The sequence below is a fragment of the Kamptonema formosum PCC 10802 genome, from assembly GCF_000332335.1.
Lineage (GTDB): Bacteria > Cyanobacteriota > Cyanobacteriia > Cyanobacteriales > Oscillatoriaceae > Oscillatoria.
Window position 1 is genome coordinate 6606937 of sequence record NZ_KB235948.1, and the last position, 24020, is coordinate 6630956.

19 protein-coding genes are annotated in these 24020 nt (G+C 52.3%); 8 read left to right on the top strand and 11 right to left on the bottom strand.

All coding sequences use genetic code 11. The features are described from left to right. Positions 1-4446, bottom strand: a complete 4446-nt coding sequence (locus tag OSC10802_RS48095) for an alpha/beta fold hydrolase (protein ID WP_155968552.1) — start codon at positions 4444-4446, stop codon at positions 1-3. Positions 4447-4853: 407 nt separating this feature from the next. Then, complete coding sequence (locus OSC10802_RS0129105; RefSeq protein WP_017720307.1) at positions 4854-5384, bottom strand: heme-binding protein; 531 nt, start codon at positions 5382-5384, stop codon at positions 4854-4856. A gap of 211 nt (positions 5385-5595) precedes the next feature. Here OSC10802_RS0129105 and OSC10802_RS0129110 point away from each other — a divergent pair, with 211 nt between their 5' ends. Next, on the top strand, positions 5596-6189 hold the full coding sequence (locus OSC10802_RS0129110; protein ID WP_198525213.1) for an alpha/beta hydrolase: 594 nt from the start codon (positions 5596-5598) through the stop codon (positions 6187-6189). A gap of 59 nt (positions 6190-6248) precedes the next feature. Continuing rightward, on the top strand, positions 6249-7208 hold the full coding sequence (locus tag OSC10802_RS42355; RefSeq protein ID WP_232731776.1) for an SPFH domain-containing protein: 960 nt from the start codon (positions 6249-6251) through the stop codon (positions 7206-7208). 247 nt (positions 7209-7455) lie between these two features. Here OSC10802_RS42355 and folP read toward each other — a convergent pair whose 3' ends face one another. Together folP and tpiA are read right to left on the bottom strand one after the other, a co-directional pair. Then, positions 7456-8307, bottom strand: coding sequence for a dihydropteroate synthase (gene folP, locus OSC10802_RS0129120; protein WP_017720310.1), 852 nt, complete (start codon positions 8305-8307; stop codon positions 7456-7458). Between the two features lie 41 nt (positions 8308-8348). Further along, positions 8349-9074, bottom strand: a complete 726-nt coding sequence (gene tpiA, locus OSC10802_RS0129125) for a triose-phosphate isomerase (protein ID WP_026098912.1) — start codon at positions 9072-9074, stop codon at positions 8349-8351. Between the two features lie 602 nt (positions 9075-9676). Between tpiA and OSC10802_RS44955 the strand changes: the two genes are divergently transcribed. Beyond that, complete coding sequence (locus OSC10802_RS44955) at positions 9677-10255, top strand: hypothetical protein (protein ID WP_155968556.1); 579 nt, start codon at positions 9677-9679, stop codon at positions 10253-10255. Positions 10256-10537: 282 nt separating this feature from the next. Here the strand turns inward: OSC10802_RS44955 and OSC10802_RS0129140 are convergent, their stop codons facing one another. From OSC10802_RS0129140 to OSC10802_RS0129170, 7 genes are read right to left on the bottom strand one after another with little or no spacing between them, the layout of a single operon-like run. Next, on the bottom strand, positions 10538-11203 hold the full coding sequence (locus OSC10802_RS0129140) for a Na(+)/H(+) antiporter subunit B (protein ID WP_017720313.1): 666 nt from the start codon (positions 11201-11203) through the stop codon (positions 10538-10540). Beyond that, complete coding sequence (locus OSC10802_RS0129145; RefSeq protein WP_017720314.1) at positions 11200-11799, bottom strand: DUF4040 domain-containing protein; 600 nt, start codon at positions 11797-11799, stop codon at positions 11200-11202. The genes OSC10802_RS0129140 and OSC10802_RS0129145 overlap by 4 nt, the downstream gene beginning before the upstream one ends. Beyond that, positions 11792-12070: a monovalent cation/H(+) antiporter subunit G gene (locus tag OSC10802_RS0129150; protein WP_017720315.1), complete on the bottom strand. Its 279-nt coding sequence runs from the start codon at positions 12068-12070 to the stop codon at positions 11792-11794. The genes OSC10802_RS0129145 and OSC10802_RS0129150 overlap by 8 nt, the downstream gene beginning before the upstream one ends. After that, on the bottom strand, positions 12067-12330 hold the full coding sequence (locus tag OSC10802_RS0129155) for a hypothetical protein (protein WP_017720316.1): 264 nt from the start codon (positions 12328-12330) through the stop codon (positions 12067-12069). The genes OSC10802_RS0129150 and OSC10802_RS0129155 overlap by 4 nt, the downstream gene beginning before the upstream one ends. Next, positions 12327-12716 (bottom strand): cation:proton antiporter, encoded by a 390-nt coding sequence (locus tag OSC10802_RS0129160; RefSeq protein ID WP_017720317.1) that lies wholly within the window; start codon positions 12714-12716, stop codon positions 12327-12329. Before OSC10802_RS0129160 ends, OSC10802_RS0129155 begins: the two co-directional genes overlap by 4 nt. A gap of 1 nt (position 12717) precedes the next feature. Next, positions 12718-14154 (bottom strand): cation:proton antiporter, encoded by a 1437-nt coding sequence (locus OSC10802_RS0129165; RefSeq protein ID WP_017720318.1) that lies wholly within the window; start codon positions 14152-14154, stop codon positions 12718-12720. After that, positions 14151-14486 carry a cation:proton antiporter subunit C gene (locus tag OSC10802_RS0129170; RefSeq protein WP_026098914.1) on the bottom strand — a complete coding sequence of 112 codons (336 nt, stop codon included), beginning with the start codon at positions 14484-14486 and terminating at the stop codon, positions 14151-14153. The genes OSC10802_RS0129165 and OSC10802_RS0129170 overlap by 4 nt, the downstream gene beginning before the upstream one ends. A gap of 868 nt (positions 14487-15354) precedes the next feature. Here OSC10802_RS0129170 and OSC10802_RS0129175 point away from each other — a divergent pair. The 5 genes from OSC10802_RS0129175 (at position 15355) to OSC10802_RS0129200 (ending at position 23951) form a co-directional block, all read left to right on the top strand. Continuing rightward, the gene (locus OSC10802_RS0129175) at positions 15355-16389 is read left to right on the top strand and encodes a ParB/RepB/Spo0J family partition protein (protein ID WP_232731777.1); all 1035 of its coding nucleotides are present in this window, start codon (positions 15355-15357) and stop codon (positions 16387-16389) included. A gap of 245 nt (positions 16390-16634) precedes the next feature. Beyond that, positions 16635-19301 carry an AAA family ATPase gene (locus tag OSC10802_RS0129180; RefSeq protein ID WP_017720321.1) on the top strand — a complete coding sequence of 889 codons (2667 nt, stop codon included), beginning with the start codon at positions 16635-16637 and terminating at the stop codon, positions 19299-19301. Between the two features lie 135 nt (positions 19302-19436). Continuing rightward, positions 19437-20411, top strand: a complete 975-nt coding sequence (locus tag OSC10802_RS0129185; RefSeq protein WP_232731778.1) for a coiled-coil domain-containing protein — start codon at positions 19437-19439, stop codon at positions 20409-20411. A 12-nt stretch (positions 20412-20423) separates the two neighbouring features. Continuing rightward, complete coding sequence (locus OSC10802_RS0129190; protein ID WP_017720323.1) at positions 20424-22154, top strand: Hsp70 family protein; 1731 nt, start codon at positions 20424-20426, stop codon at positions 22152-22154. Between the two features lie 12 nt (positions 22155-22166). Then, positions 22167-23951 carry a hypothetical protein gene (locus tag OSC10802_RS0129200; RefSeq protein WP_155968560.1) on the top strand — a complete coding sequence of 595 codons (1785 nt, stop codon included), beginning with the start codon at positions 22167-22169 and terminating at the stop codon, positions 23949-23951. Positions 23952-24020 lie beyond the last annotated feature (69 nt).

Genomic DNA, 24020 nt, shown 5'->3' on the forward strand with positions numbered 1-24020 from the left:
CTATCTATCGAGGCACTCCCGCAACTTTTCCGCCAGAACCCGGACGCGGGGCTCCCAGATTATGGTAACATGATTTCCCGGAACTTCCACGATTTCCACCCCACCGGCAGCCAGTTTCTCCCAGCCCAAGTAAGGGTCATAATACATCCCAGTTGGCCGCTCAATCGCCCGCAACAAAGTGAGCCGGCCCGGGTAAACTTGCGGGACATAATTTTTTCTAGCAATGGCATTTGCCTTTTTTATCTCTTCCAGATAATGCGGCAGTTCGGCCTCCTTTTTTTTAGCTGCCCACCAGAAAATTTTCTCCGCTAGCTTCCCTAACAAATTCTTCCCCTTTCTGAAAAGACGATCCCTGATGTAAATTATCTTCTCTGGAGTTGTGAGTTGAGAAATTTTCAACAGGTGAAAATAACCCCCATAGCTAAAACTTTTCCTAAGAGCCCACTCCAAAATATAAATCATCTTCTCTGGCGCTGTAAATCGAGAAAGATTCAACAGGTGAATGTGTGCCCGATAGCTAAAGGACGGTATTTCGCGGTTTAAGGTAGGGCTGTAGGTGTCAAAAACCGCCAGCATTGCCACCTTTTCGCCAGAACGCACCAACTGCCTGGCCATTTCAAAAGCCACAGCGCCTCCTAGGGAGTAACCGGCTAGAAAATAAGGCCCGTAGGGCTGAACAGTACGCATTTCTTTAATGTAATCAGCCGCCATGTCTTCAATTTTTGTGTGCGGTTCTGTTTGACCATCCATGGCCCGCGATTGCAGTCCGTAAACGGGTTGTTCCTTCCCCAGATAAGACGCCAAATTATAGTAATATAAAACTTGGCCTCCAAGTCCATGAACGCAGAATAAAGGCTTTCTCGTTCCTCCCGCTTGAATCGCCACAAGCGACCGGCTGGGCGCTACCCACCCTTTTTGGCGGATAACATCCGCCAGTCGCTCAATGGTGGGTGCCCCGAATAGCGTAGCCAGAGGCAGATTTTTGCCAAAAATTTTATCGATTTGAGCGAGTAGCCGCACCCCCAGCAGCGAGTGCCCCCCCAAATCAAAGAAATTATCTGTCACGCCAATGGGGCGAACGCCTAAAACCCTCTCCCAAATTGACTGTAGCTCGATTTCCAAATTATCGCGGGGTGCTGTGAAGCCGGATTCGCTAGCAGCTGGTTCCCATTCAGGTGCCGGCAGTGCGCGGCGGTCTATTTTGTTGTTGAGCGTCACCGGCAGGGCGTCGAGCGTGACAAAAGCGCTGGGCAGTTGGGTTTGCAACTGATGTCGCTCTGCTTCTGTCAGCAGGGGCAAATCCGAAACTCGCCACTGTGGATTAGCCACAATCCCTTCCAGCAATGTCTGGAAATGCCCGCCCATCCTCTCAATGGTGGCGGCGTCGAACAAGTCGGTGCTGTACTCGAACAAACAGGACAGTCCAGAGGGTTTCTCGACGATTTCTAAGGTTAAATCAACCTTGGCTACCCCTATATCAACCTTGAATTCCTCGATTTTCAAACCTCGCACTTCTCCCGTCTCGCTGGGGAGGTTTCTCAATTGAAACATCACCTGAAAGACCGGCGACCGGCTCAAGTCTCGTTGCGGTTTCAGCTCTTCTACCAGTTTCTCGAAGGGCAAATCCTGGTGAGCCAGTGCCCCCAGCGCCACTTCCTCAACTCGACCCAACAGCTCTCGAAACGCCGGATTGCCGGCCAGATTGGTGCGCAGAACCAAGGTGTTGATAAACACCCCAATCAGTTTTTCCGTCTCGATGCGATTGCGACCGGCAATCGGAGTGCCTATTATAACATCATCCTGACCCGTATAGCGATACAGGAGTGTCGCGAAAGCGGAGATCAGCGTCACAAACAGGGTAACTTTTTCTTGCTGGCTCAGCTTTTTCAGGGATTCACCTAGGGAGACCGGCAGCATTAAAGAGTGCTTGGCCCCCCGGTAGGTTTGCACTGCCGGTCGCAGTCTGTCCGCCGGCAGTTCCAGCACGAAAGGCGCACCGGCAAGCTGTTTTTTCCAGTAGGCGAGTTGAGACTCCAGCACCTCCCCTACCAGCCACTGCTGCTGCCAAACTGTAAAGTCTGCGTACTGCACCGGCAGTGCTGGAAGTGGCGAGGGGTTGCCGGTGGAAAAGGCTTCGTAGAGTTCCCCCAATTCCTGCAGCAGAACTCCGACAGACCACCCATCAAAGACAGTGTGGTGCATTGCTAAAAGCAGCCGGTGATCTTCTGAACTCAGCGGCAACAAAGTGGCTCTCACCAAAGGCCCTCTGGCCAAATCAAAAGGGCGCTGAGCGTCTTCAGCCAACCGTCTGTCCGCTTCAACTTTTCGCTCGCGCTCGGGCAAATCGCTAATATCTGTCACCAATAGTGATAAACTGAGATTGGGGGCAATTGCTCCCACCGGCACGCCATCCACCGCCGGAAAACTCGCTCTCAAAACTTCGTGCCGGCGCACAATCTCATTCAGGCTTTGCTCCAGTGCTGCCACATTGAGCTTCCCCGTCAGGCGCAGCGCAACAGGCCGGTTGTAAGCCGGATTCTCTGGTTCCAACTGCTCGAAAAACCACATTCTGGCTTGGGCAAAGGAAAGGGGCAATTCTCCCTCTCTGGATATCCGCTGAATCGGTGCGGCAGGCACGGCTTGTTTTCTGGTGGCCTCTGCCGCCATCCCCGCTACCGTGGGGTTCTGCCACAAATCCAGAAACGACAGCTCGACTTGCATTTCCGATCGCACTCGGTTTACAATCTGCGCCGCCAGAATCGAATCTCCCCCCAACTCAAAGAAGTTGTCGCGGACGCCTACTTTCTCGATTCCTAACACCTCTAACCAGATCGCCGCTAATTTTTCTTCTGCGAGGGTGCTGGGAGGCGCGAATGCTGTTAAGGACTCTGCCGGCTCATCCGCCACTACCCCCAACTTCTCAGCCAAGCCAATCCGCTGCAATTTGCCGGTGGCTCCTTTGGGAATTTCTCCCACAAAAATGACCCGGCGCGGCACTTTAAAATCCGCCAGTTGCGCCGCCGCGAATTCCTGAATTTCTCTTTCTGTTACCGATAAGTTTTCTCGCAAAATTACCGCCGCGCCCACATCCTCACCCAGTTGGGGGTGCGGCAGAGCGAAGGTCACAGCCTGGGCTACCGCTGAGTGATTCAGCAGCACTTCATCGACTTCGCGGGGCGAAATTTTTTCGCCACCCCGGTTGATCAGTTCTTTAATCCGCCCTTTGATGAACAGGTAGCCGTCGCTATCTAAATACCCTTGGTCGCCGGTGCGGAACCATCCCTGCGTAAAGGCGCTTTCGTTGGCTTTTGGATTGTTTTCGTAGCCGGCGGTGACGCTGGCACCCCGGATCACTATCTCGCCGGTTTCACCGGCACTCAGCACGTTCCCCGACTCGTCCACAATCGCGATTGCCGGTCCCGCCGCTACGCCAACCGAACCGGCTTTGCGCAGGCGCGGCGGCAGCGGATTGCTAGCCATTTGATGGGAGGCTTCTGTCATCCCATAAGCTTCGATTACCGGGGCGCTGAATGTCCTCTCTATTTCTGCCATCACCTGCGGAGGCAGCGCAGCGGAGGAGGAGCGAATTAATCTTATCCCACAGCGGGCAATAATTTCCCGATTCGCTGCAGCCCGCGCCAGAATTGCTTGGTGCATGGTAGGAACAGCAGTATACCATGTCGGGCGAAATTCGTCAAGCCACTCAAAGAACTTTGGAACGGAAAAACCGGGAGTGCAAACCACAGAAGCACCGGCACTCAGGGAGGAAAGCAGCGCACCGATCAGCCCGTGAATGTGAAACAGCGGCATCACATTCAGACAGCAATCCCCCGAAACCAGCTGCAGCGAACTGCGAATGTTTTGCGCTGAGCAAGCGAGGTTGCTGTGCGTCAGGGGCACGATTTTGGGGCGGGATGTGGTGCCGGAAGTGTGCAGCACTAGGGCGATATCGTCAGGCTGGGCCAACCCGCCCTGTTTTGCCGGCTTTGGTTCCCCACCGGCCAAGCTAAAAATACCCGCTTGCGCTTCTTGGACGGGGGAAAGTTCTATAATAGGGATACCCCGTTTGCGGGCGACTTCTGCTGCCGGTTCGGCAACGCCTGACTGAATTATTAGCGCTTTCGCATTCAGGTTCGACAGGTAAAAGTCAAATTCACTCGTCCGGTAGGCGGGATTGAGGGGGGCGCAGGTGGCACCCGAAGCGATGCCTAAAAAGGCAGCGGCCATTTCCGGGCCATTGGCAAGGGCCACCGCCACCCGGTCATTGCGCCCCACGCCAATTGCGTTCAGTCCGGCAACGATATTTTGAATTGAATCGCACAGATTGCCATAAGTGAGCGGCTCCCTTCCCGGGGCAGTAATGGCAATCGCGTTTGGGTTTTTTTCTGCCTGAGTCTCAAGCATCTGGTAGAGGCACGTCGGCCTTGGCCTTATTTCTTGATTCATCTCTTTTCTTTTTATCGCTAGCAGTCCCCGCAGCCGGACAGAGGAATGGGCAATGGTCAATAGCCGGCTGCCAATTTCCATTTACCCCTTCCCCGCACCCGACTGTCTCGGCTTCTGCTGGCTGCCGGTGGTGTTCCATGCTGTTTTTACAACTATAAACACCGCAGACCCAAGAGCGCAATTTTCTTAATATTTATTTAAATTAATCCTGTCTCGGGGAGGTAGCTCCAAACCAGTTTCCTGCCGCATCCGCTTGCACCGCTCTTATATAGAGAGCAGTTATAAGTGATTTGTGAAAAGCTCTGTCTTTTCTTTCCTTGGCGTTCTTGGCGTCTTGGCGGTTTATTTAAAAAGGACTTCTCACAAATCCCCAACTCCCGGCAACAGCGATTGCCCGGGACAGGATATTACTTCCCGACCGGCACAATAGGAATCTGCACCTCGCTGCGCTTCAGAGATTCTGGCGTCATCGGAGAATTGTAGAGCAACCGGCGCGGCGGGCCGGCAATTTCATACTGGGGGTTTTGGGCGAGCCAGTCCAGCAACTTGCGGAGATGGGTTTGGTAGCTCTCCCAAGAGTAGGCACCCTGAATGCCGGTGCTGACAGCCGTCATTGCCGGGTAATCTGTTACCTTGACGCCGGCGTCAATTCGGTGTGGGATAATATTGGGGCTGGGATAGAGGAAAGAAACCTCAGCAGTGCTGGGAGAATCGAAGTGCGCCGGCACCTCTGCCAGGTAGCGAGCTTCCACCGGCGCGGTCATGGCGATTTGGTTGCTGCTAATGTGCTGGAACAGCGGGTCAAAAGCAACCCGGGTGGCTTGGCGCACGTCCCCCGTGTGGGTGTGAGTGACAGCGCGATACACGGGATAGTGCTTAACTTCAATGACGCCAACCTCAGTTGGCGGGGGGAATCCAATCGGCAAAGCAGCGGGCATAGCTTAACTCAAAAGTAGGAAGTCAGTCTGTCAAAAGAAAGAAATTGGCAGGCGTGCCTTTTAAATTGTGCCTTATGTTGCCGAAAGTGCCGGCAGGAACAAACACAAAAGGGAAAGATTCGGTAAAATTGTTATCATATCGCAAAAAAAAGGTGAAAACCAGATGGGAAAGCTCAGCTGGCCTTATGGCAGGATATTCGGGAGAGACCTGTTGCCCAGATGGGCAGTGATGCCGGTGCTTGCCGGCAGCCTCACTGCTGCGGGCGTTTTCTGTGCCGGTGAGCCGGTGCGAGCGGCAGAGCGAGTGATGGTGCGGATGGGCTCGTTTGAGCAGTCGTTTGCGGTTGCGGACTTGGAGCGCTTTGCCCAGACCGGCGAAATCTCTAGCGATCTCAAACCCTTCGCCCTGGTGCTGAACGCCGATGTGCGCCGAGTCCTGAAAGACCGGCTGGAACTCGACCCAGAACGGGCGAACAAGCTAGTAGATGACTTGCTGAAGTCCCCCAATGGCGACCGGCTGGTCAAGGCGGTGGATGTGGCATTTCCAGGCACGAACATCGAGCTGGTGCGGGCGGCTATGGTGCTAGCAGCGCAGCAAGCCAACGGTGTGGGCGTGCTCAGTGTGGTGCGGGCGCTGCCGGTGAGGACGCTGAACGTGGATCTGAGCGCCCTGATCGCCGCAGTTTCCACCATCAAGCTCCCCCCGCTGGGCAACAAAGTCCAGGAGTCCTCCTCGCTGCGGGAGGAGCTGCCGGTGTCTGATGCGTTTCACCCCCGAGCCGGCACAGAATTGGTGCAGCCGTAAAGCCTCACCCCTGCCCGGGCTGCTGCTGTGGCTTTAGTCTCAAGTGTGAAGCCTGAAATATGAAGCCAAATCTCACGGCGGAGACTTTGCGCTTGAGACTTCTCCCTCGCTGCTGCACTAAACTAGAGCTGCACCCCCAAGTATCCCCCCAGTACAGCAGGAGATCGTTAATTATGGAACCCCTTCTGGCAGTTATTGTCCCCCTTGCAGTGATGATTGGTTGCGCAGTGCGCTCCGTGAAAATTGTCACTCAAAGCAACGAAGCCCTCGTAGAGCGCTTGGGCAAATACCACCGCACACTGGAACCCGGCCTGCAATTTATCAATCCCTTTATCGATATGGTTGTCCTGGAAGATACGATGGCCGAACGGGTTTTGGAAATCCAGCCGCAGCAAGCTATTACAAAAGATAAGGTCGCCCTAACAGCAGATGCGATAGTGTACTGGCGTGTCATCGATCTGGAAAAAGCTTATTACAACGTTGAAGATATTGAAGAGGCTCTGACCAATCTGGTTCTCACCACCCTCCGCTCTGAAATAGGCACGCTCGAACTGGAGGAGACGTTTGCCTCTAGAAAAAAGATTAATAAGGCTTTGCTGAAAGAGTTGGATGAGGAAACCGAACGCTGGGGTGTGAAGGTGACGCGCGTCGAGGTGCAAGAAATTAAGCCGGCAGCCGCCGTGCTAGAGGCGATCGAGTTGGAGAGGGCAGCTCAGAGCAAGAAAAAAGCCGCCATTTACGAGGCTGAGGGCACTGTGGAGGCCATGCAGCTGCTCTCTGAGGCTCTGGAGTCCCATCCCAACAGTCGGGAAGTTTTGCAGTTTCTTGTGGCCCAAAGGTACGTGGACGCCAGTCATAAACTCGGTGAGAGCAACAATGCCAAAATTGTCTTTCTCGGCTCAGAACCGCTGACACAAAGCGTTGCTGAGCTTGTTGGGGACTCTGGGCACAGTTCCCCAAATGCCGGCGCTCAAAATCGCAGTGTTCCAGCTGAGGCTCCGAAGAATGGTTCTGGCTGAGAGCGAGGTGTGCCGGTGCTGCGCCCAAAGGGAGAAACCGGGTTTCTCTCCTCGTAAAAACGGATTTTTTCCAGGGATGGCCAAAAGAAACCCGGTTTCTGGGATGGCTTGACCTGCGCAAAACGCCGCGTTTCAATCCCGTTTCCAAAGATTCGCTGGCCAAAAATCCTCTCCTCCTGCCCCCTGTTGAAATCATTGTCGCATTGATATGGGCTTCTTTGCACAACCGGGATGCTCCCAAACGCCGCTACCCCCTAAAGATGGCATCGGCGACGCGGCAGACATCTCGCAAAACCCCGACGTCGTGAACCCGCAGGATATCCGCCCCACCGGCAATCGCCGCGCTGCAGGCGGCTGCTGTCCCCCAGACTCGCGCTTTGGGGTCAGGCTGGTTCAGGATGTGGCCAATAAAGCTTTTGCGGGATGGCCCGACTAAGAGGGGGCAATCCAGGGCGCGGAACGCCGGCAAGTTGCGCAGGATTTCCAGATTCCCGCTGTGATTTTTGGCAAAGCCAATACCCGGATCTATAATAATTCGCTCTCGACCAATGCCTGCGGCGACTGCCGCCTCAATGCGACTGGCGAGAAATCCGCAGATTTCCCCAATCAAATCCTGATAGTCCGTCAGCGTTTGCATCGTCTGGGGGGTTCCCCGGATGTGCATCAGCACCACCGGCACTCCCAGTTGGGCCACCACCGGCAGCATTTCTGGGTCAAAGGTGGCAGCGGAGATATCGTTGATGATATCTGCGCCCGCCTCAACCGCTGCCCGAGCCACAAGAGCCCGCGTGGTGTCCACAGAAACCGGCACCGGCAGCGACTGGCGCAGCGCCCGCACGGCAGGCACCACCCGGTTAATCTCTTCGCCCACCGGCACAGCAGCCGCACCGGGGCGAGTGGACTGTCCGCCCACATCGATGATATCCGCACCGGCATCCGCCAGCTGTTGGGCTTGCGCCACAGCCGCCGCAGGGGTGCTGAACTCTCCCCCATCGCTAAAGCTGTCAGGGGTGACGTTGAGCACGCCCATCAGATAGGTGCGCTCCCCCCAGTGGAAGTCGCGCCCCCGGACTGTCATTTTTCCCTGGTCTTTGGCCATTACTGCAAAGTCCTTACCAGTGCGCTCGCTACAGCGCCCAGCTATTTGTAATTGACAATGCCAGCAAAACTGGCCGGTTCGAGACTCGCTCCCCCGACGAGTGCGCCGTCGATTTCTGGCTGAGCCATGATTTCGTCGATATTGTCTGGCTTGACCGATCCGCCATACTGGATGGGCACGTCCGGATTGCTTAACTTGCTGCGAATCAGCCCGATAACGCGGTTGGCTTCTTTGGCGTCGCAGGTGTCGCCGGTGCCGATCGCCCAGATGGGTTCGTAGGCGATTACTAGGTTAGATTGGTCTATACCCACCAAGTCTTTTTCCAGCTGGCTGAAGATATGGGCTTCTGTAACGCCTGCGGTGCGCTGTTCCTTGGTTTCGCCCACGCACAGGATCGGGGTGAGTCCGTGACGCTGGGCTGCTTTCAGACGCAGGTTCACGGTTTCATCCGTTTCCCCAAAGAACTGCCGGCGCTCGCTGTGACCGATGATGGCGTAACGCGCTCCAAGTTCTGCTAGCATGGGGCCAGAAATTTCACCTGTATAGGCACCGGCCTCTTCCCAGTGGACATTCTGCGCCCCCAGTCGCAAGCGAGTGCCGTGCATATTCGCACAGAGGGTTCCTAAAGCTGTGAAGGGAGCGCAGATGACGATTTCTCTCTCTTCTGGGGTTTTATCCAGTTGCGGGAGAAAACCCTGCAAAAACTCCAGGGCTTCTGCCTGGGTTTTGTACATTTTCCAGTTGCCGGCAAGAACAATTTTCCGCACAGGTGACTCTAAACTTACGAACGCTACAATTTGCACCATCCAGTCTAAGGCTTTTTCGGCGGCAATTTCCCCCCTCTTCTGCATGACCGCTTCTCCGTTTAATTAGTCTTCTTTTCGGAGGCTCCGGGCGGGCCCCATTGGCCCCCCGCAACCTCTCCCCCGCCACTGTGGGGGCAGCCCCCACCACTTCTGGAGCGAGCCGGTGAGAGGGTCGGGAAGATTACGTCGGATTGATTTACTTTAATAATTAACCGCCAAGACGCCAAGAACGCCAAGAAGAAAGATAACATAGGAATAGAGATAGAAAGATTAAGTAAGCAATTGAACGGATATGAGAGAGGGCGTGTGGCGGGAGCTTTTGTGGGCTGTCCCCCCAGTTCTGCGAACGCCGCAGCGTTCGTACCAGACACCCATGTCTGTCAACTGCGGCGACAGCTCTCCCGAAAGCTTGTTTAATTAAGTATATATACTCAGGAGCTTCCCTGCGGCAGCTCTGCCGAAATAAATGCGATAATGATTTCAGCTGGCGGCAGGAGAAGAAGATTTTTCGCCAGCTGAATCCCGGTAACGGGATTGAAACTTCTCAAAGGTAAGGCTCCTCTGTGTCGCTTCCCCTTCTGCTAGTTATGGCAACGCCCACACTTCTGGAACTCGCCCAGCAGGGCGATCCGCAAGCGATCGCCGCCCTCCTGAACCGCCAGCTGCAACCCCAAGGCATCACGGCCAAAGTTGCGGTTCGAGAGGGTTGCTTGCACATCTTGCTCGATTCAGCCCAGCAACCGCCAGACCGGCAAATCTGTGTGAATTTTGTCCGCACAGAGCTAACTTCGCTGGAGCCTGAGTCGATCGACCGGGCGAAGGTTTACGGGCGAAAGACCGGTGAGAAAGAGCCGGCTTGGAGTCAAGAATTTGGGTTGGAGTTCGGGGCTTTTTCCATGCTCATACTCTCTCAAGCCCAGGAGAAAAGCGCTCTCCCTCCCCCAGAAACTTCAGAAACATTACCGCAAAACCAGCCCGATGTCAAGCGCCAGCGGTCGGTACAAATCGCAGCCGGCGCGATTGCTGCTGTTTTGCTGGTGGCTGCTCTGGTGTTTGCAGTTCAGAAGTTGAGGCTCTCTGGGGTCGAAAGCCCTAATGCTGGGAAAGTCGCACCGGCAGCGCCGGCAGCGCCAAATCCCTGAGCGCGATCGCGCTGCCGGTGAGTAAATAGACAAGAGCCAGGACAGAGCGGAACGGGAAACAGGGGGCGCTATGAAAATGCTTAAAAATGCCGGTCAGTCATAAGCGAGCCGGCTGGGTTTAAAGCAGCGGTCAGCTCGCCAGGAATTCGCGCTCACAGGGCGGCAAGCCGGTAAGCGATTGTACTTGTTGGAGAAAGAAGACAGAGCCTCCAGCTCCTCGGAACGAAGCTCTGCCTAGAAGGGATAGAGATGGATAGCGCAAATTCTATGCGCAAAAGCTGATCACAGCAAGCCGCGATAGCGAACAAACAGCAAAATAACCGCCCACGAACCCAATGCGACTTTTACGGCAACGAGAATGTTGAGCAAAGGAATAAAACCGCCACTCACCAGCGCGCCTAACTCGCCGTGCGGCAATTCTATTCCTGAGAGATTCATCGCTGACAGTACGATAAAAATAAGAACAGAAACCTTCTCCAAAATAGCCGCGTTCCAGCGTTTGTAGATGGCCTGCATCTCCTCCATTGATGAGGTAATCGCCACCAGACCGATCGCCGTGCCGCCGGCGACTCCCGCCGCAAAACCGCCGCCCGGAGTCAGGTGCCCGCGAATCGCCAGCTCGACGCCCACCAGTGCGGAAATGGTCGCTCCCAGACGCGCCAGCACAATAGAGGGCTGGTCGCTGAACTGATAAATCTTAGCGGGAGGCTTTTCATTAGCCAGAAAATAATTGACTCCTAAGATGGCAATCGTAAATACCACCACTTCAAAAATCGTGTCATACAAGCGATTTCTGAGAATGATAGCCGATACGGAATTGGGAACGCCACTCTCGCGAACAACTGTTTCAACGATCGGGATTTGCGATAGCCCTGGCACTAGGGCATTGGAAGTGAAAAGAACTTTGACGTACAGGGCTATCCCCGCCACAAGGTAAATCCATTTCATTTATGCTGCTCCGCTGAATCTGGTGTGCTTGCTGAGGGATTGACATAGGTCAAGAGCGTCTCTGAGGGCAGTTCGGTTTTCATAATGTCATAGAGGCGCTGAATCCGAGTTGCTGTCTGGAAGGGAGGCGTTTCGCCCTCCCCGACAGCCCCACCTCGCTCGCTATCTCCTGCGCTCTCTGGTTTGAGGCAGACGGCGTGAATCTCTCTATCCATTAGCGCTTGGTGCATGGTCTGCGTGTCCTCGTAAGAAACGAGTTCCAGACGCATATACCATTTGGCAGCAACTGTTCGCAGAGCGCCGATCAGTTTTCCAAATTGGTTATCGCCATCAATAGATAGGTCTTTGATAACACCAAGGCGGATCGCCATTGATGAGCGCACCGTCACAGCATAGAGCGTAATCGCGAGCAAAGTCCCCACCAAGGCTTCGGTCAAAGCCACATCCGCCGCTCCCAAAATGGAATAGCTCAGTGCCGCAATTGCGCCCAATACGCCGCGCACGATCAGGGCATAGTACGGATTGGACTGAACTAGCAACATGGAAGCAGACAAAGGCAGCAGGGCAATGATGACATAGATATAGGGATCACTCATGGCTGTCGTTTCCAGTAGAGCAATAGGCCAGCACATACCCCAGCATTGTATTCCACATTGCCAAGGAAATAATGGCGAGGAGGAGCAAGGGCCATTCCCTGGGGAGCTTCAGAAGCAGTCCCAGTAAAATCGCCATCGGTCCGAGGGTATCCGCCACAGAAAGACTGTGGAGCTTGAAGAATACCGAGCGCTCGCGGAGCAAATGGGAAGTCCCCCAAAACGAGAAGAAAATTCCTAACCCGATAAAGAAATAGCCAAACAGGTCGATCATGATTCAGTCAGTCGTTTAAGTATATGTGCTAATAGCATTAAACCGGCATTGCCCACACTCAGGACAATCACCCCCACCACACCGATCATCCAGTCATCGCGCAAGACGGACACGACTAAAACCATGACTGACGCCTTAGTCGAAATACTGCCCAGCGCCAGCATCTTCTGCCAGACATCATCATTTGTCCATACCGTATAGATGGGGATAATCAGGGCAAGAATCATGGACAAAAGTACCAAATTCAGGATTAAGTTCATGGCTTTTTCCTCCGCCGCACCCAGTGGACTTCGTACCAGCCTGCTTCGTGATATTTCAAAACAATGCTCTTGGGCGTAAAGGTAATGAGGAATATATCTAAGAAGATCAGTCCAGGCGAACGCTGCGGTGGCACCCGTTCCATCGTTACCTCTTCTGCGTTATGCGGGCGGAAGATAATTTCAAATGCCTCCACATACGCTTTGGGAATTGCCACGAGGCTCTCCCCCAACGCCCGCAGCCAGTCGTTTAGCGAACCCCTGCTTTTGTGTTTGTGGGGCAACAGGAGGGCGACGCTCACACCAATCAGAATATTTGGCACACTCAGATTGGCTGTGAGCAGGAACCAGATCGCCAGTCGCAATATCAGATTTAGATATCCAATCATGTCAGTGCCTCACTGCCACCCAGAAGAGCAGGATTGAAATCAGACTCATCACGCCGAGCAAATCCTCGAATTTCTCGAACATGCGGGGCAGTTTGAGTGCCACTCGCCGCACAATCAAAAGATACGCCAGCCAGCCGGCACCGATAATGGCGACCGCCTTTAGGGTATTCTCAAGGTTGTATGCCTTATAATACACGAGGTTAGCCACAACCAGCCCATCCAGCAATAATATCACCCCCAGCCAGAACCCAAGTCTTAACTCCCCTCGCTGTTCGGGAAACGCATGGGGCAGGAATATAAATTTGGCAAAGGATATGGCGGTTCCCACCGCCACGACGTTCATGGCGATCTCTTGCCAGGGCAGCAGGTTTTTCATGGTCAATACCTTGGCCCCAAAGCCAGACAGCAAGGGGAAGCCTGAGATTGAGAACCCCGCGATGACGAGGGCAAACCAGAGGTAGGTATTGATTGGCTTGTGTTGCAGTTCCTTGAAGTTGCGAGTCGGCAAAGCGCCCGCCAGCATGAACAGTGCCGATTTGACCAAGCCATGCGTCAGGGCATAGAAGCCACCCACGTCAGGTGCGGCGAGGATAAAACCCAATTGCGACACCGTGTGAAAGGCCAGCATGCGCTTGGTATCCTTTTCAAACACAGCATAGGAAACGCCCAAAACCGCCGTTGCCAAACCGAAGAAGCGAATGACGGGATTAATCTCTTCGAGCAGGAGAGCGCAGCGCACCAGGGGAAAGACACCGGCTTTGACCACAACGCCCGACAGCATCGCCGAAACCGGCGTTTCCGATTCGGAGTGGGTCATCGGTAGCCACAGTCCCGATACAAAAATCCCGCCCTTGGTCAGGAGTCCCATAAAGATGAGGGCGAGCGCCTCTGGGGGCGCACCGCGCAACCCCTCAAAACTGAAGGAGTGATGCGCCTGATACACCAGCACTGCGCCCACCAGATAAAACAGCATGGCTATGTTGCTGACAAAGAGATAGCGCAAGGCCACCCAAATCGAGCGGTCGGTTCTCGGATAGCCAATTAAGACACAGGCGGCAATCCCGCTTACCTCTAGCGCCACATACAAACTAATAAAATCCGTGCAGACAAACGCGGCATTCAGGCTGCCATGCAGGATAATCATCTGGCCGTAAAAGAAAGCCGTCTTGCCGGTTTGCCAGCAGTAGAGAGTCACCGCCGCTGTCACCAGTGCGTTGGTGACGATAAAGTAACCGCTCAGCGAATCGGCTAATAGTGTCACGCCAAAATTATCGAGTAATTTCAGGGACACCGGCGAGTGGAAAAATAGCTCTAACCCATACGCCAGAGTGGCTGTGGCTGTCATCAACGCCAGGTAGCGGTCGAGCTTCGGGAGGATAAAAATGATGAAGCCGGTCAAAAACGGAAAGACGATAAATGCTATCGTAATAGTATTCATGGCGCATTATTCTTTTCGATTTCTTGGCTTTCCAAGGTTGGATTATCCTTGGACAGTTTGATGACACCTACTAACATTAAAGATTGAATCGAAAACCCAATCACGATTCCCGTTAAGATGACCGCTTGGGGAACTGGGTCGGCATAAGTCACATTTTCCGCTCTTCCGATAATGGGTGTAAATATCCCTGCTCGCGCTGCCACGATCACGTAATAGGCAATCACCCCCGTACTCATGACATCCATAGAGACGATCTTCATCAGCAGATTCTTTTTAAAGATGGTGCCGACAAATCCGCACAAGATGGTGGCGAATGCGAAGGCTTCTAGGATTAACATGTAACTGTTTTGTTGGGAAGTATTTGCTGTCTGATAGACTGAATTATAACCATTATACAAGATACCGCTATGGATAAGGAAGCATAAGCCCGGTCTAAAACATAAAAAAAATTTATGGTTTCCCCAGGAAGGTTTCTATAGTTAATCAGCCCACACAGTTATTAGCTAAAATCTCTACCCTGTAAGGAGCGAAAATTTTGAAGCGTTAGCTCCTTATTCCGAAAGGGTCTGGATTATACCGCGATTTGAGTCTTTTGACGCTCGTGGAAATACCGTCGGGATGAGAAAATCTGACTTTCGTGGCCCACTGCCCGAGGCTGGTGCCCCGTCTTGAGTCAGGTTCTCTTGCTTCGGTTTCCCGTAATTCCGCATGCGGTTAACCGAACACACACTAAGTCGGGCGCTGTGGGGGAAAGACGAAATCCCCCTCTGCTGGGATTTCGGGGGGGTGAGGGCTGCAGGTTTTCCTGAAACCGCGCTCTTGCTTCGGTTTCCCGTAACTCCGCATGCGGTTAACCGAACACACACCAAAAAGGGCGCTGTGGGGGAAAGAGGAAATCCCCCTGTGCCGCGATTTCGGGGGGGTGAGGGCTGCAGGTTTTCCTGAAACCGCGCGCTTGCTTCGGTTTACCGTAACTCCGCATGCGGTTAACCGAACACACATCCAGTAGGGCGGGGGCGGCGAAAGGGTGCAATCCCCAGAAATACCTGGGGCATGGATCTGTTACCGTCCCAGGACAAGAAGCCGGTTGGCCACGCAGACGGGCCGCAAAAAAGTGGAGATTGTGGGAGTGCTGCCCAACGATATGTTAAGAAATGTTAAATATGGATGCGCTGGTGCAGGGGTTCAGGTATATTTTAAATGAATATTCCAAAATATATCCCAGCCCTGGTAATCAAGAGGATGACGCATCAAGAAGAGCCGGCTTCTGAGGATGGTCAACATCTTAACAAAACAAAGAGAGCTGCCAGCTCCCAGCGCTCCACCCCACCCGACATGGCTACAGCGCTGAACACACAGAATGATAATGTCAAGAGGTCGGATTCTTTAGAGCTGTCAGTTGCCGGTCAGAAAGTCCCACTCGACCGGCTCAGTCTGAGTGAATCCCAGCCCAGACGGTATTTTGATAAATTGGCCCTGCAGCAGCTGACCGACTCGGTTAAAGAACACGGCATCCTCCAGCCAATTCTGGTGCGCCCTGTGGGCGAGAAGTATGAGGTTGTGGCGGGGGAGCGGAGATACAGGGCGGCTGTTGCGGCGGGGCTTTTAGAGGTGCCGGTGACGATTCGGGAGATGTCCGACTCTCAAGCGGTGCAGTGCGCTCTGGTGGAGAACTTGCAGCGGGAGGATTTGAATCCGGTAGAGGAGACTGAGGGAATTTTGGAGTTATTGGCCCTCAATCTGAACGTTGACCGGGAATCGGTAATCTCGCTGCTCAACCAAATGGCGAACGTCAAGCGGGGGTTTACGGACAGCGCTGTCCGTAGCGAAGAACAGCAGAGCGTCGAAGAGGTTTTTGCCACCATAGGAAGACTCTCGCCTGAGTCCTTCAGAACCCACCGGCTGCCTCTGCTCAACCTTCCCCCGGAAATCTTGGAAGCTCTCCGCTTGGGACGCATTGAGTACACGAAAGCCAAGGAAATTGCCAAATTAGAGCCGGAGTCTGAGCGGATGGCGCTGCTGTCAGAGGCGATATCGCAGTCTCTCACCTTGCGGCAGGTTCAAAAATTGGTCAGGGCGAAAAAAGCCCCCAGTCAGCCGGTGGAACTGCAAGCTGAAATGGAGAATATCTCCAAGATCGTCAAGAAGTTCAAGGCGTGGGGCAACCCGGACAAGCGTTCCCAGCTGGAAGCTCTGCTGGCACAGATGGAGGCGCTGTTGTCTGAGGAGGAGTGAGAGCCTCGCATAGATCCCAACGAGTGGGAGCAACTCCATTTGAGAAAAGCTCGGCAACTAGAATCCTTAGCGGCCAAAGATTACAGCCTTAGCCGGCCCAATCGTTCGCTTGCTACTCATCCCCTCTTGTTCAGGAACTTTCGTTTTAGATTTGGATAAGTAGTGTGCGCTTTTGGAACTAAATTTCCGAAAATTCTTCTATCCCAGGAAGTAACTTACATCGTATAGGGGGTTGGCGAGCAAGCGTGACCATTGAGCGCATAACACAAGAAATTCGCTTCCAAGTAGGAGATCGCTTTATCCTACTGTATGGAGCAAACACCAGTGATAGCTTTTGCAGTGACGATCTGATCCTGCAAGACATAGAACAGGCGTTGCATCGCTACCTCAAAGGTCAAGGCTATCAGCGCATTGCGTTCTATTCAGGGAATCGCAAGCTGTATTTTCTCGATCCTGAATCCCGCGACCGCGCCCTGCTGCGCCCGCCAAGCCCATCTCCAGTCAGTGCTAGCGATGACATTAAGGTGACACCAGGGCCTTTGGGACGGAAAAAACGCTTTTTAGGCAAAAAAGACCCACAACCTCCAGAGAACTCCAGGACTGCAACAGCCGCTAGTTCTCCGCCGGTCCTGCCACGTCCTTCGCGAATGCACGATCGGGATGTGCTCCCACTGTTGCAAACCTTTATGGAAGACACGACCCAGCGCTCGGCCATTATATTTGCCAATCCAGAAGATTTGCGCCGATTTGAGCTGCCTCGCGAACTGGATGGGACGATCGTTGAGTGGTCGCGGCTATTGCCTACCAATCGCAATCTGTGCGTCTTTATTTTCCATCAAGACACTTACGCCCAACTCCAGCATTTTTGCCAAGAGATCGGGCTGACGTTTTTAAGCAATTGGCTGGCCAATCGCCAGGGAACGCCAAATCAGGTGAATATTTGCAATGTTGGGACACCTACGGCTTCTGAAATCGGCAACTTGATTCAGCGCTTTCGTTTGCAGCATGAACGGCGCATTGTATGGACGCAATTCGTTCCCTTAACTACAGCCTTAGCCCAAGAATCTAAGCCGCTAAAATATTGGCACGATACCTTCTGGCCCGTTACTGAATTTTCCTTAGCGCAGGCATATCGCGCCAAGTGGACAAAGAAAATCCCCCTGCCCACGGCGGAAGAGCTGACGCGCCAACTCCGTCAAAAGGTCATCGGACACCAAGAACCGATCGCCAATCTAGTCAAACTGGTGCGGGGAAAAATCGCTGCTCAAAAAAGTCCTAAACCCCTTGTCCTTGTGCTAGCCGGTCCAACTGGTACAGGCAAAACTGAACTCAGTAAAGCTTTAGCTGAAGCGCTCGGCACGACCCTTGAACGGTGCGACATGGGCGAATATGCTGAAGAGGATAAAGTCGCAAATCTTTTTGGCAGCCCTCTTGGATATGTAGGCTCAGAACAGGGCGGATGGCTGCCTAACGCTCTGCGGCGCAATAGACAGCGCTGTGTTTTGCTGTTTGATGAAATCGAAAAAGCTCATAAATCTATCTGGCGACAGATGCTAGCATTTTTTGATGAGGGTAGAGCCAGTGATGCCAATGGAACCGCCATCGCTCCTAAAGATACAATTTGTCTGCTGACTAGCAATCTCGCCAGCGAACAAATTGCAGAATCTCCTAGTCGTGCTAAAGAAATCTTGCAAAAAACTGGATTTCTCCCGCCAGAATTTATGGGTCGGATTGATAAGGTAATTCCCCTCGGTCGTTTGGGACTTGCCGAACAGGGAGAGATGATTCTGCGCTTGGTGAAACGGTTTGCCGGAGAGCGGTATGGCATTGATTTGGTGGTTGCTGGCCATGCCCTCGCAGCACTGGTGCAAAGAACTTATGAACCGGCACAAAACTATGGCGGACGGGGTGTGAATGAGGCGCTCGCCGATCTGTTTACAGACGAGTTGATTGATTTACAAACTCAGAGTGTTACCCGTGCGGAATTGATTCTTCAAGATGGCAGGATGCAGATTGTACCGTCCGCTAGCGAACAGCCCATCCTGGATTTTGCCGGCATTGCTGCCGGTGCGGGGAGACGCGACGATGCCACCCTGGAAAAATTGCTGGCAGAACTAGACGAGATGAGCGGCTTAACTTCCGTTAAAGCAGCCATACGCGAATTTGTGGCAAGCGAACAGGCAAAGCAACGATTGCGGCAAGCCGGTTTCGAGACCGACGAGCGCGTAACGCGCCACATGCTATTTTTGGGGAATCCGGGGACCGGCAAAACTACTGTGGCGCGGCTGGTTGGGAAAATTCTCAAAGCCTTGGGCGTGCTTAAAAAAGGACAATTTGTGGAAGCGTCTCGCGAAATGTTGGTGGCAGAATACGTTGGGCAAACGGCACCCAAAACTCGCGCTAAAGTGGAAGAAGCACTGGATGGCATTTTATTTATTGATGAAGCTTACGCACTGGCAGCTCAGCGGGGAGCGGGAAATGATTACGGTCAAGAAGCGCTTAATACTCTCGTGCCAATGATTGAAAATTATCGGGAGCGCCTGGTGGTGATTTTTGCTGGCTACACCCGCGAAATGCAGGACTTTGTGGCGGCTAACTCTGGCATTCAGTCACGCATCGCCAAGACTATCGAGTTTCCTGACTATACTGGCGATGAAATGCTGGAAATTTTTGTGTATTTTTGCCGTACCTACAAGCCAGCTTACATTTGTCCGCCTGAGGTAAAACAAGCTGTGCGGGAGCGGCTGCATTCGATGTACAGAAATCGCAGTCGGAATTTTGGCAACGGGCGGGATGTCCGCAATCTCTTTGAGGCGATGGTACTATTGCAGCAGGTACGGTTAGTGCGCGACAATCTTCAAGGTGAGGCGATGATTAGGTTTGATGTGTCTGATATTCCCCCGCTCAACTGATGCACCCTGAAATATATGCCGAGCGCTTGTCCCGTTTGCCAGACAGTATATTCAAAAATGCCGCCAAACTTCTGTACCACTTGCGGGTGGATCTTGGGGCTAGAGCCGATGGCCTCAGATGGAAGTTCAGAAGCGTTGAAAGATTCCAAGAAGATAGATTGGGCCAAACAAGCTTGGGCGCGGAGCCAAGCTGCAGAACTGAGAGCAAGACAGGCAGAAAGTGCGACCGGCGATCGGGAAAACCAAATAGACGATCTCCAGTCGCGGATTGACTTGTTGCAAAGACGGTTGGAAAGACTGACTCTTGAAAAAGAGAAAGCCAAAGATGAAGCCGTGGAAGCTGCCAGACAGCAAGAAAGAGAACGTGTTGGTCAATTAAAAGCCGAGATAGCTCAACTGCGACAAACGCTTCAAAGGAACGAAACAGAAAGTCAGCAACTCCAGTCGGAGCTGCAAAACCAGCTGGGCGAGCGCCAAAACAAAATCGAGGGATTGGAGCGCCGGTTGCAACAAGTTACTGCGGAGAAAGACAAAGCACAGGAAATGGCCAGACAGCTAGAACAAGAGCAGGTGCGGCAACTAGAAACTGAGGTGAGTAAGTTACAGCGGCGACTTCAAGTTGTAGAAACCGCTAATGGACAACTGGAAACGAATCTGCAAAAACAACAGATTCAGAATGTTCAGAATGACCGGCAGCAACAAGAGCTTCAAGCCAAGCTGCACGAAGCCAAGGAGCAAGTCAAGCATCTGGCGCAACTGGAGCGGATGGCGCAGACGGCACTCTCGCAGTGGCTCCAGTCGGACTTATTCGATCGCTTTGTGGCCGAAGTGGAAAGCATCACTGATCGAGGGGAAGCTCTTGACCGCATCAAACGCCTGCAGCAAAAACGCCTCAACCAAGAATGGCACGATCGCCCTGTTTACCGCCACCTCCTCCAGCTCGTGATTGACTTCTTAGAGCAAAAAGGTCAACAAAAAGAAAATTTACAGCAAGAATTAGAAAATTCTCATGCTATTATAGTAGTGGATGCAGTTCTAGCCATACGCGCCGAACTAAGATATGATGGGATTATTCAGCGAGATGGCGCGGGAGACTATTTCGGTTTGTAGGGGAGTGGCACAGTGACCTTCGACAGCAAACAAATTAAAGTCGTAGCAGCCATTGATTTTGGGACATCCCGTTCCGGCTACGCCTATGCCTTCAAAGACGATAAGCGGATCATTGGACGCTATGAGTGGGACAAGCAACCTTTTCAGTACATCAAAACCCTCACGCAAAGCCTCTATACCAGCGCTCGCCAGCAGGAAGCGTGGGGGTATGCTGCCCTATCCCGGCTAGCGGAACTGCGTCTAGCCAAAAATGCTAGAGACTATAGTTTTTTCCCTACCTTCAAAATGGCACTGCGGGAAAGCCGCAAGCGCACCGATGATGGCCCCATTGCCATCGCCAATAACGGCCAAGAGTTTCCCGTCATCGACCTAATTGCCGATTACCTGCGTGCACTCGGTGGGTTGCTGCGTGCCGAACTGAAAAACGCTACCAGTGGGGAACTCAAAGATAACGAAATTCTCTGGTGCTTGACCATTCCTGCAATCTGGAAAGATGCCGAAAAGTCTTTCATGCGTCGTGCGGCTATCAAAGCTGGACTGATTAGTGCCAGTGAGGACGATCGCGAACGCCTGTTGCTCGTTCTCGAACCTGAAGCTGCTGCCATTTACTGTCAAGAAAAAGACCAATCCCAACTGGAAGCCGGCAAGCGCTTCATGGTTGTAGACTGCGGTGGGGGCACAGTCGATATCACCGTCCATGAGGTTTCAGCGCATGGGGGTCTGGAGGAAGTAGCAGAAGGGACGGGCGGAGCTTATGGCTCTACCTATGTGGACAAAGAGTTTCGCGAATATCTGGCCAGGAAGCTGACCGCTCAAGCCCTCACGCGCTATGAAGATGAAGACCCTATTGGCTGGTTGGAATTGATGGCCAACTGGGAGCGAAAAAAGTGTGACTTCGACCCCGCGACAACGACCATTTCCTACTTTGACATTCCTAACCGCCTCTACAAAATTCTGTATAAGGACTATCCGCAGGTTTTGCAACAGCTCGCCAGCGAACAGGATGGTGACGATGACAAAGTCCATCTGAGCCAAGAAACCATGCAGGCAATTTTTAAACCTGTGTTGGATGGGTTGGTGCAAAAAGTTGAAGAACAATTTGCGCGGTTAGACGATCGCGGGTGTGATATTATGTATCTGGTCGGCGGATTTTCTACATCGCCGGTTTTGCGCCAACGCATTCAGCAAGAATTTGGCAAACGCATTAAGATTGTTATGCCACCACAACCCGGTGCTGCAATCGTGGAAGGGGCCGCCTCGTTTGGTTTGAACCCAGAAAGCATCCGCTCCCGCCGTTCTCGCCTGACCTATGGTTGCCAAACTTGTCACGTCTTTGATGAAAATCGCGACCGCCATCAAAAAAGCAAGCGCCAGTATTTTGAAGAACAAGGAGACTGGTATATTTGCAACCGCTTTAGCCCCTTTGTGTTGGCAGGCGATAGTGTCGATGTGAATGAAGTGGTCACCCACTCATTTTCTCCTATGACTGCCGCTCAGAAGGGAATGGCTTTAAAGTTTTATGCAACGCGCAAAAACAATCCACGCTATGTAGATGAACCAGACGTTGAAGAGATAGGCGAATTGGATATCGATATTTCCTCAACAGTAGGTACGCGCGAGCGCCCCGTAGAAGTTTCCATGAACTTTGGCAAAACCGAGATTGCCGTTACCGCCAGAGATATCAAAACTGGAAAAACCTACAACACCACTTTACGTTTTTCTTCTACTTACTCAATCGAATAGGAGAGCGTCTGTATGATGGAATCTCAAGAAACAAATAACCCACAGGCAGAAACATCTGCTACAAACCCTACTTCAGAGCAAAACCCATCCGCACAAGGAGCCAACCCAAATGGGGAAAACTCAGAAGGCTACTCAGACACGGCACCAGATGCCCAAGCACAGAAAGAGCTACAAGGTGACGGAACAGATAAAGAATCATCTGCAACATTTGAACAACTAGAATGTAGCAAAAATTCTCCTCCTACCTTAGAGGAAGATGGTGATTCAGGAAGAATAAGCGAGACTTCAGAACCTGCTGACGAAAAGATTAAACCATTGCCAAACAAGAAAGAAATTGGACTTCTAGGTATGCTAGGTATGTCTCAAAGTAACGATAAAATATCCAATGACCTTCGGGAAGTCTATCGTTGGCTGGCTCAGAGCTACAATGAAAGACCTCATCGCCAGATTCGATATGAGGATATACCTTGTAACGGTGTGCGTATAAAGGCAGCATTGGATCTAATTGAGCGATTGCAAAGAAACTGCGAATCACTACAAAACAAACTTGATACGCGACAAAGCTCTGAAACAACCTATTATAAACAGGAGGTTCAAAGGTTAAATAATCAAAACGAACAGTTAGATCAGGAGCTTAAAGCAGTCCAACAAGAAAGGGAAACTTTGCAGAAAAAGCTTGCCGATACAGAATCAAGCAGAGATCGGCTTTTAGCAGAGACGGCATCCCTCAAGCGAAATACAGGTACGCACTATGACGGGACGAGCGCTCGCCCACAGCACCACGTTTTGACGGGTGAATATAAAACGCTCAAAGAGCAGCATCTCGATCCCTTGGCAACCAGCCTGTTTACATTCATGGCAGCGCTCGATCCAGAACTGAAGCAACAGCGCCGAGAAAAACTCAATGACATCAGAGCTGCTATCTCTGATACTGTTCTGATCGGCGGTCAGGCTATTATGCGAGGAGAAAGCACTGCATCGGTAGAGCTACCCTCAGGAATACTAGACGATTTGTTAGGGGTGTTGTGTCAAAGACTGCAACTAAATAATCAAGATATCTCGCCAGAAACTACAGAATTGCTGAATAAAGCAGCAAATTTAGCACAGGGCAAAGTCCAGTACCCGGCTCCCGGTCAATGGGAAAAACAAGACTTCCTGGACGCCTCTGCAGAATTGAGCGCTCGCCTTTATCAGGTACTGAGCCTCGAACGCACATCCCTATCCCAAGAACTACAAGAGGCAACCCCAAAAGCCATTCAAAATGCTTTGCGCTTTCTGGAACGGGCTGCTCTCGCCGATCCACCGGCCAGCCTTAGCCTCTATAATGAAGACACTCCTTTCCGCAGCGACTATCACGAAGCAGCCAAAGGTTTGGACGATGAAGGGACAGTCATAAAAACGATTTATCCTGTCTACCTGGTCAACGGAGAAGCAAAAGTTAAGGCAGTTGTCCTGACTAAGCCATCAGGAGAAATGTCACCGGGCGCTTTGCCTCCAAACCCGATTACGAATGCACCCGAAACAACACCCACAGATATCACAGGAGATACAAGAGAGCAAATTCGTTTGAAAACCAAACGTGAATCCTTAATAAAGGTCGTCAAGAAAAAATGGTTTGAAGTTCAACACTCTTTGGACAAAACGGGAGAAACACGTCTGACGGAAAAGTTGTTGAAGCTAGATCAGATTGACCTTATTGAAGAGCTTCTAGAGAATGAAATTCCTAAAGGACCGATCACTCTAGAGCAGTTCGAGAAAAAAGTGGATGAGATGCTAGCAGCTTTTTACAGTCAATAGAATAAGGGAGCATCCCATTTTTGTACGGCGGGAGAGCATTCGGGCGAATAATCCATCAGTCCAACCCGA

Excerpts from the sequence above, each read along its gene's own strand:
- OSC10802_RS48095 (WP_155968552.1), bottom strand. The coding sequence starts at position 4,446 with ATGAATCAAGAAATAAGGCCAAGGCCGACGTGCCTCTACCAGATGCTT.
- OSC10802_RS0129105 (WP_017720307.1), bottom strand. The coding sequence starts at position 5,384 with ATGCCCGCTGCTTTGCCGATTGGATTCCCCCCGCCAACTGAGGTTGGC.
- OSC10802_RS42355 (WP_232731776.1), top strand. The coding sequence starts at position 6,249 with ATGAAGCCAAATCTCACGGCGGAGACTTTGCGCTTGAGACTTCTCCCT.
- folP (WP_017720310.1), bottom strand. The coding sequence starts at position 8,307 with ATGGCCAAAGACCAGGGAAAAATGACAGTCCGGGGGCGCGACTTCCAC.
- OSC10802_RS0129140 (WP_017720313.1), bottom strand. The coding sequence starts at position 11,203 with ATGAAATGGATTTACCTTGTGGCGGGGATAGCCCTGTACGTCAAAGTT.
- OSC10802_RS0129145 (WP_017720314.1), bottom strand. The coding sequence starts at position 11,799 with ATGAGTGATCCCTATATCTATGTCATCATTGCCCTGCTGCCTTTGTCT.
- OSC10802_RS0129150 (WP_017720315.1), bottom strand. The coding sequence starts at position 12,070 with ATGATCGACCTGTTTGGCTATTTCTTTATCGGGTTAGGAATTTTCTTC.
- OSC10802_RS0129155 (WP_017720316.1), bottom strand. The coding sequence starts at position 12,330 with ATGAACTTAATCCTGAATTTGGTACTTTTGTCCATGATTCTTGCCCTG.
- OSC10802_RS0129160 (WP_017720317.1), bottom strand. The coding sequence starts at position 12,716 with ATGATTGGATATCTAAATCTGATATTGCGACTGGCGATCTGGTTCCTG.
- OSC10802_RS0129165 (WP_017720318.1), bottom strand. The coding sequence starts at position 14,154 with ATGAATACTATTACGATAGCATTTATCGTCTTTCCGTTTTTGACCGGC.
- OSC10802_RS0129175 (WP_232731777.1), top strand. The coding sequence starts at position 15,355 with ATGAATATTCCAAAATATATCCCAGCCCTGGTAATCAAGAGGATGACG.
- OSC10802_RS0129200 (WP_155968560.1), top strand. The coding sequence starts at position 22,167 with ATGATGGAATCTCAAGAAACAAATAACCCACAGGCAGAAACATCTGCT.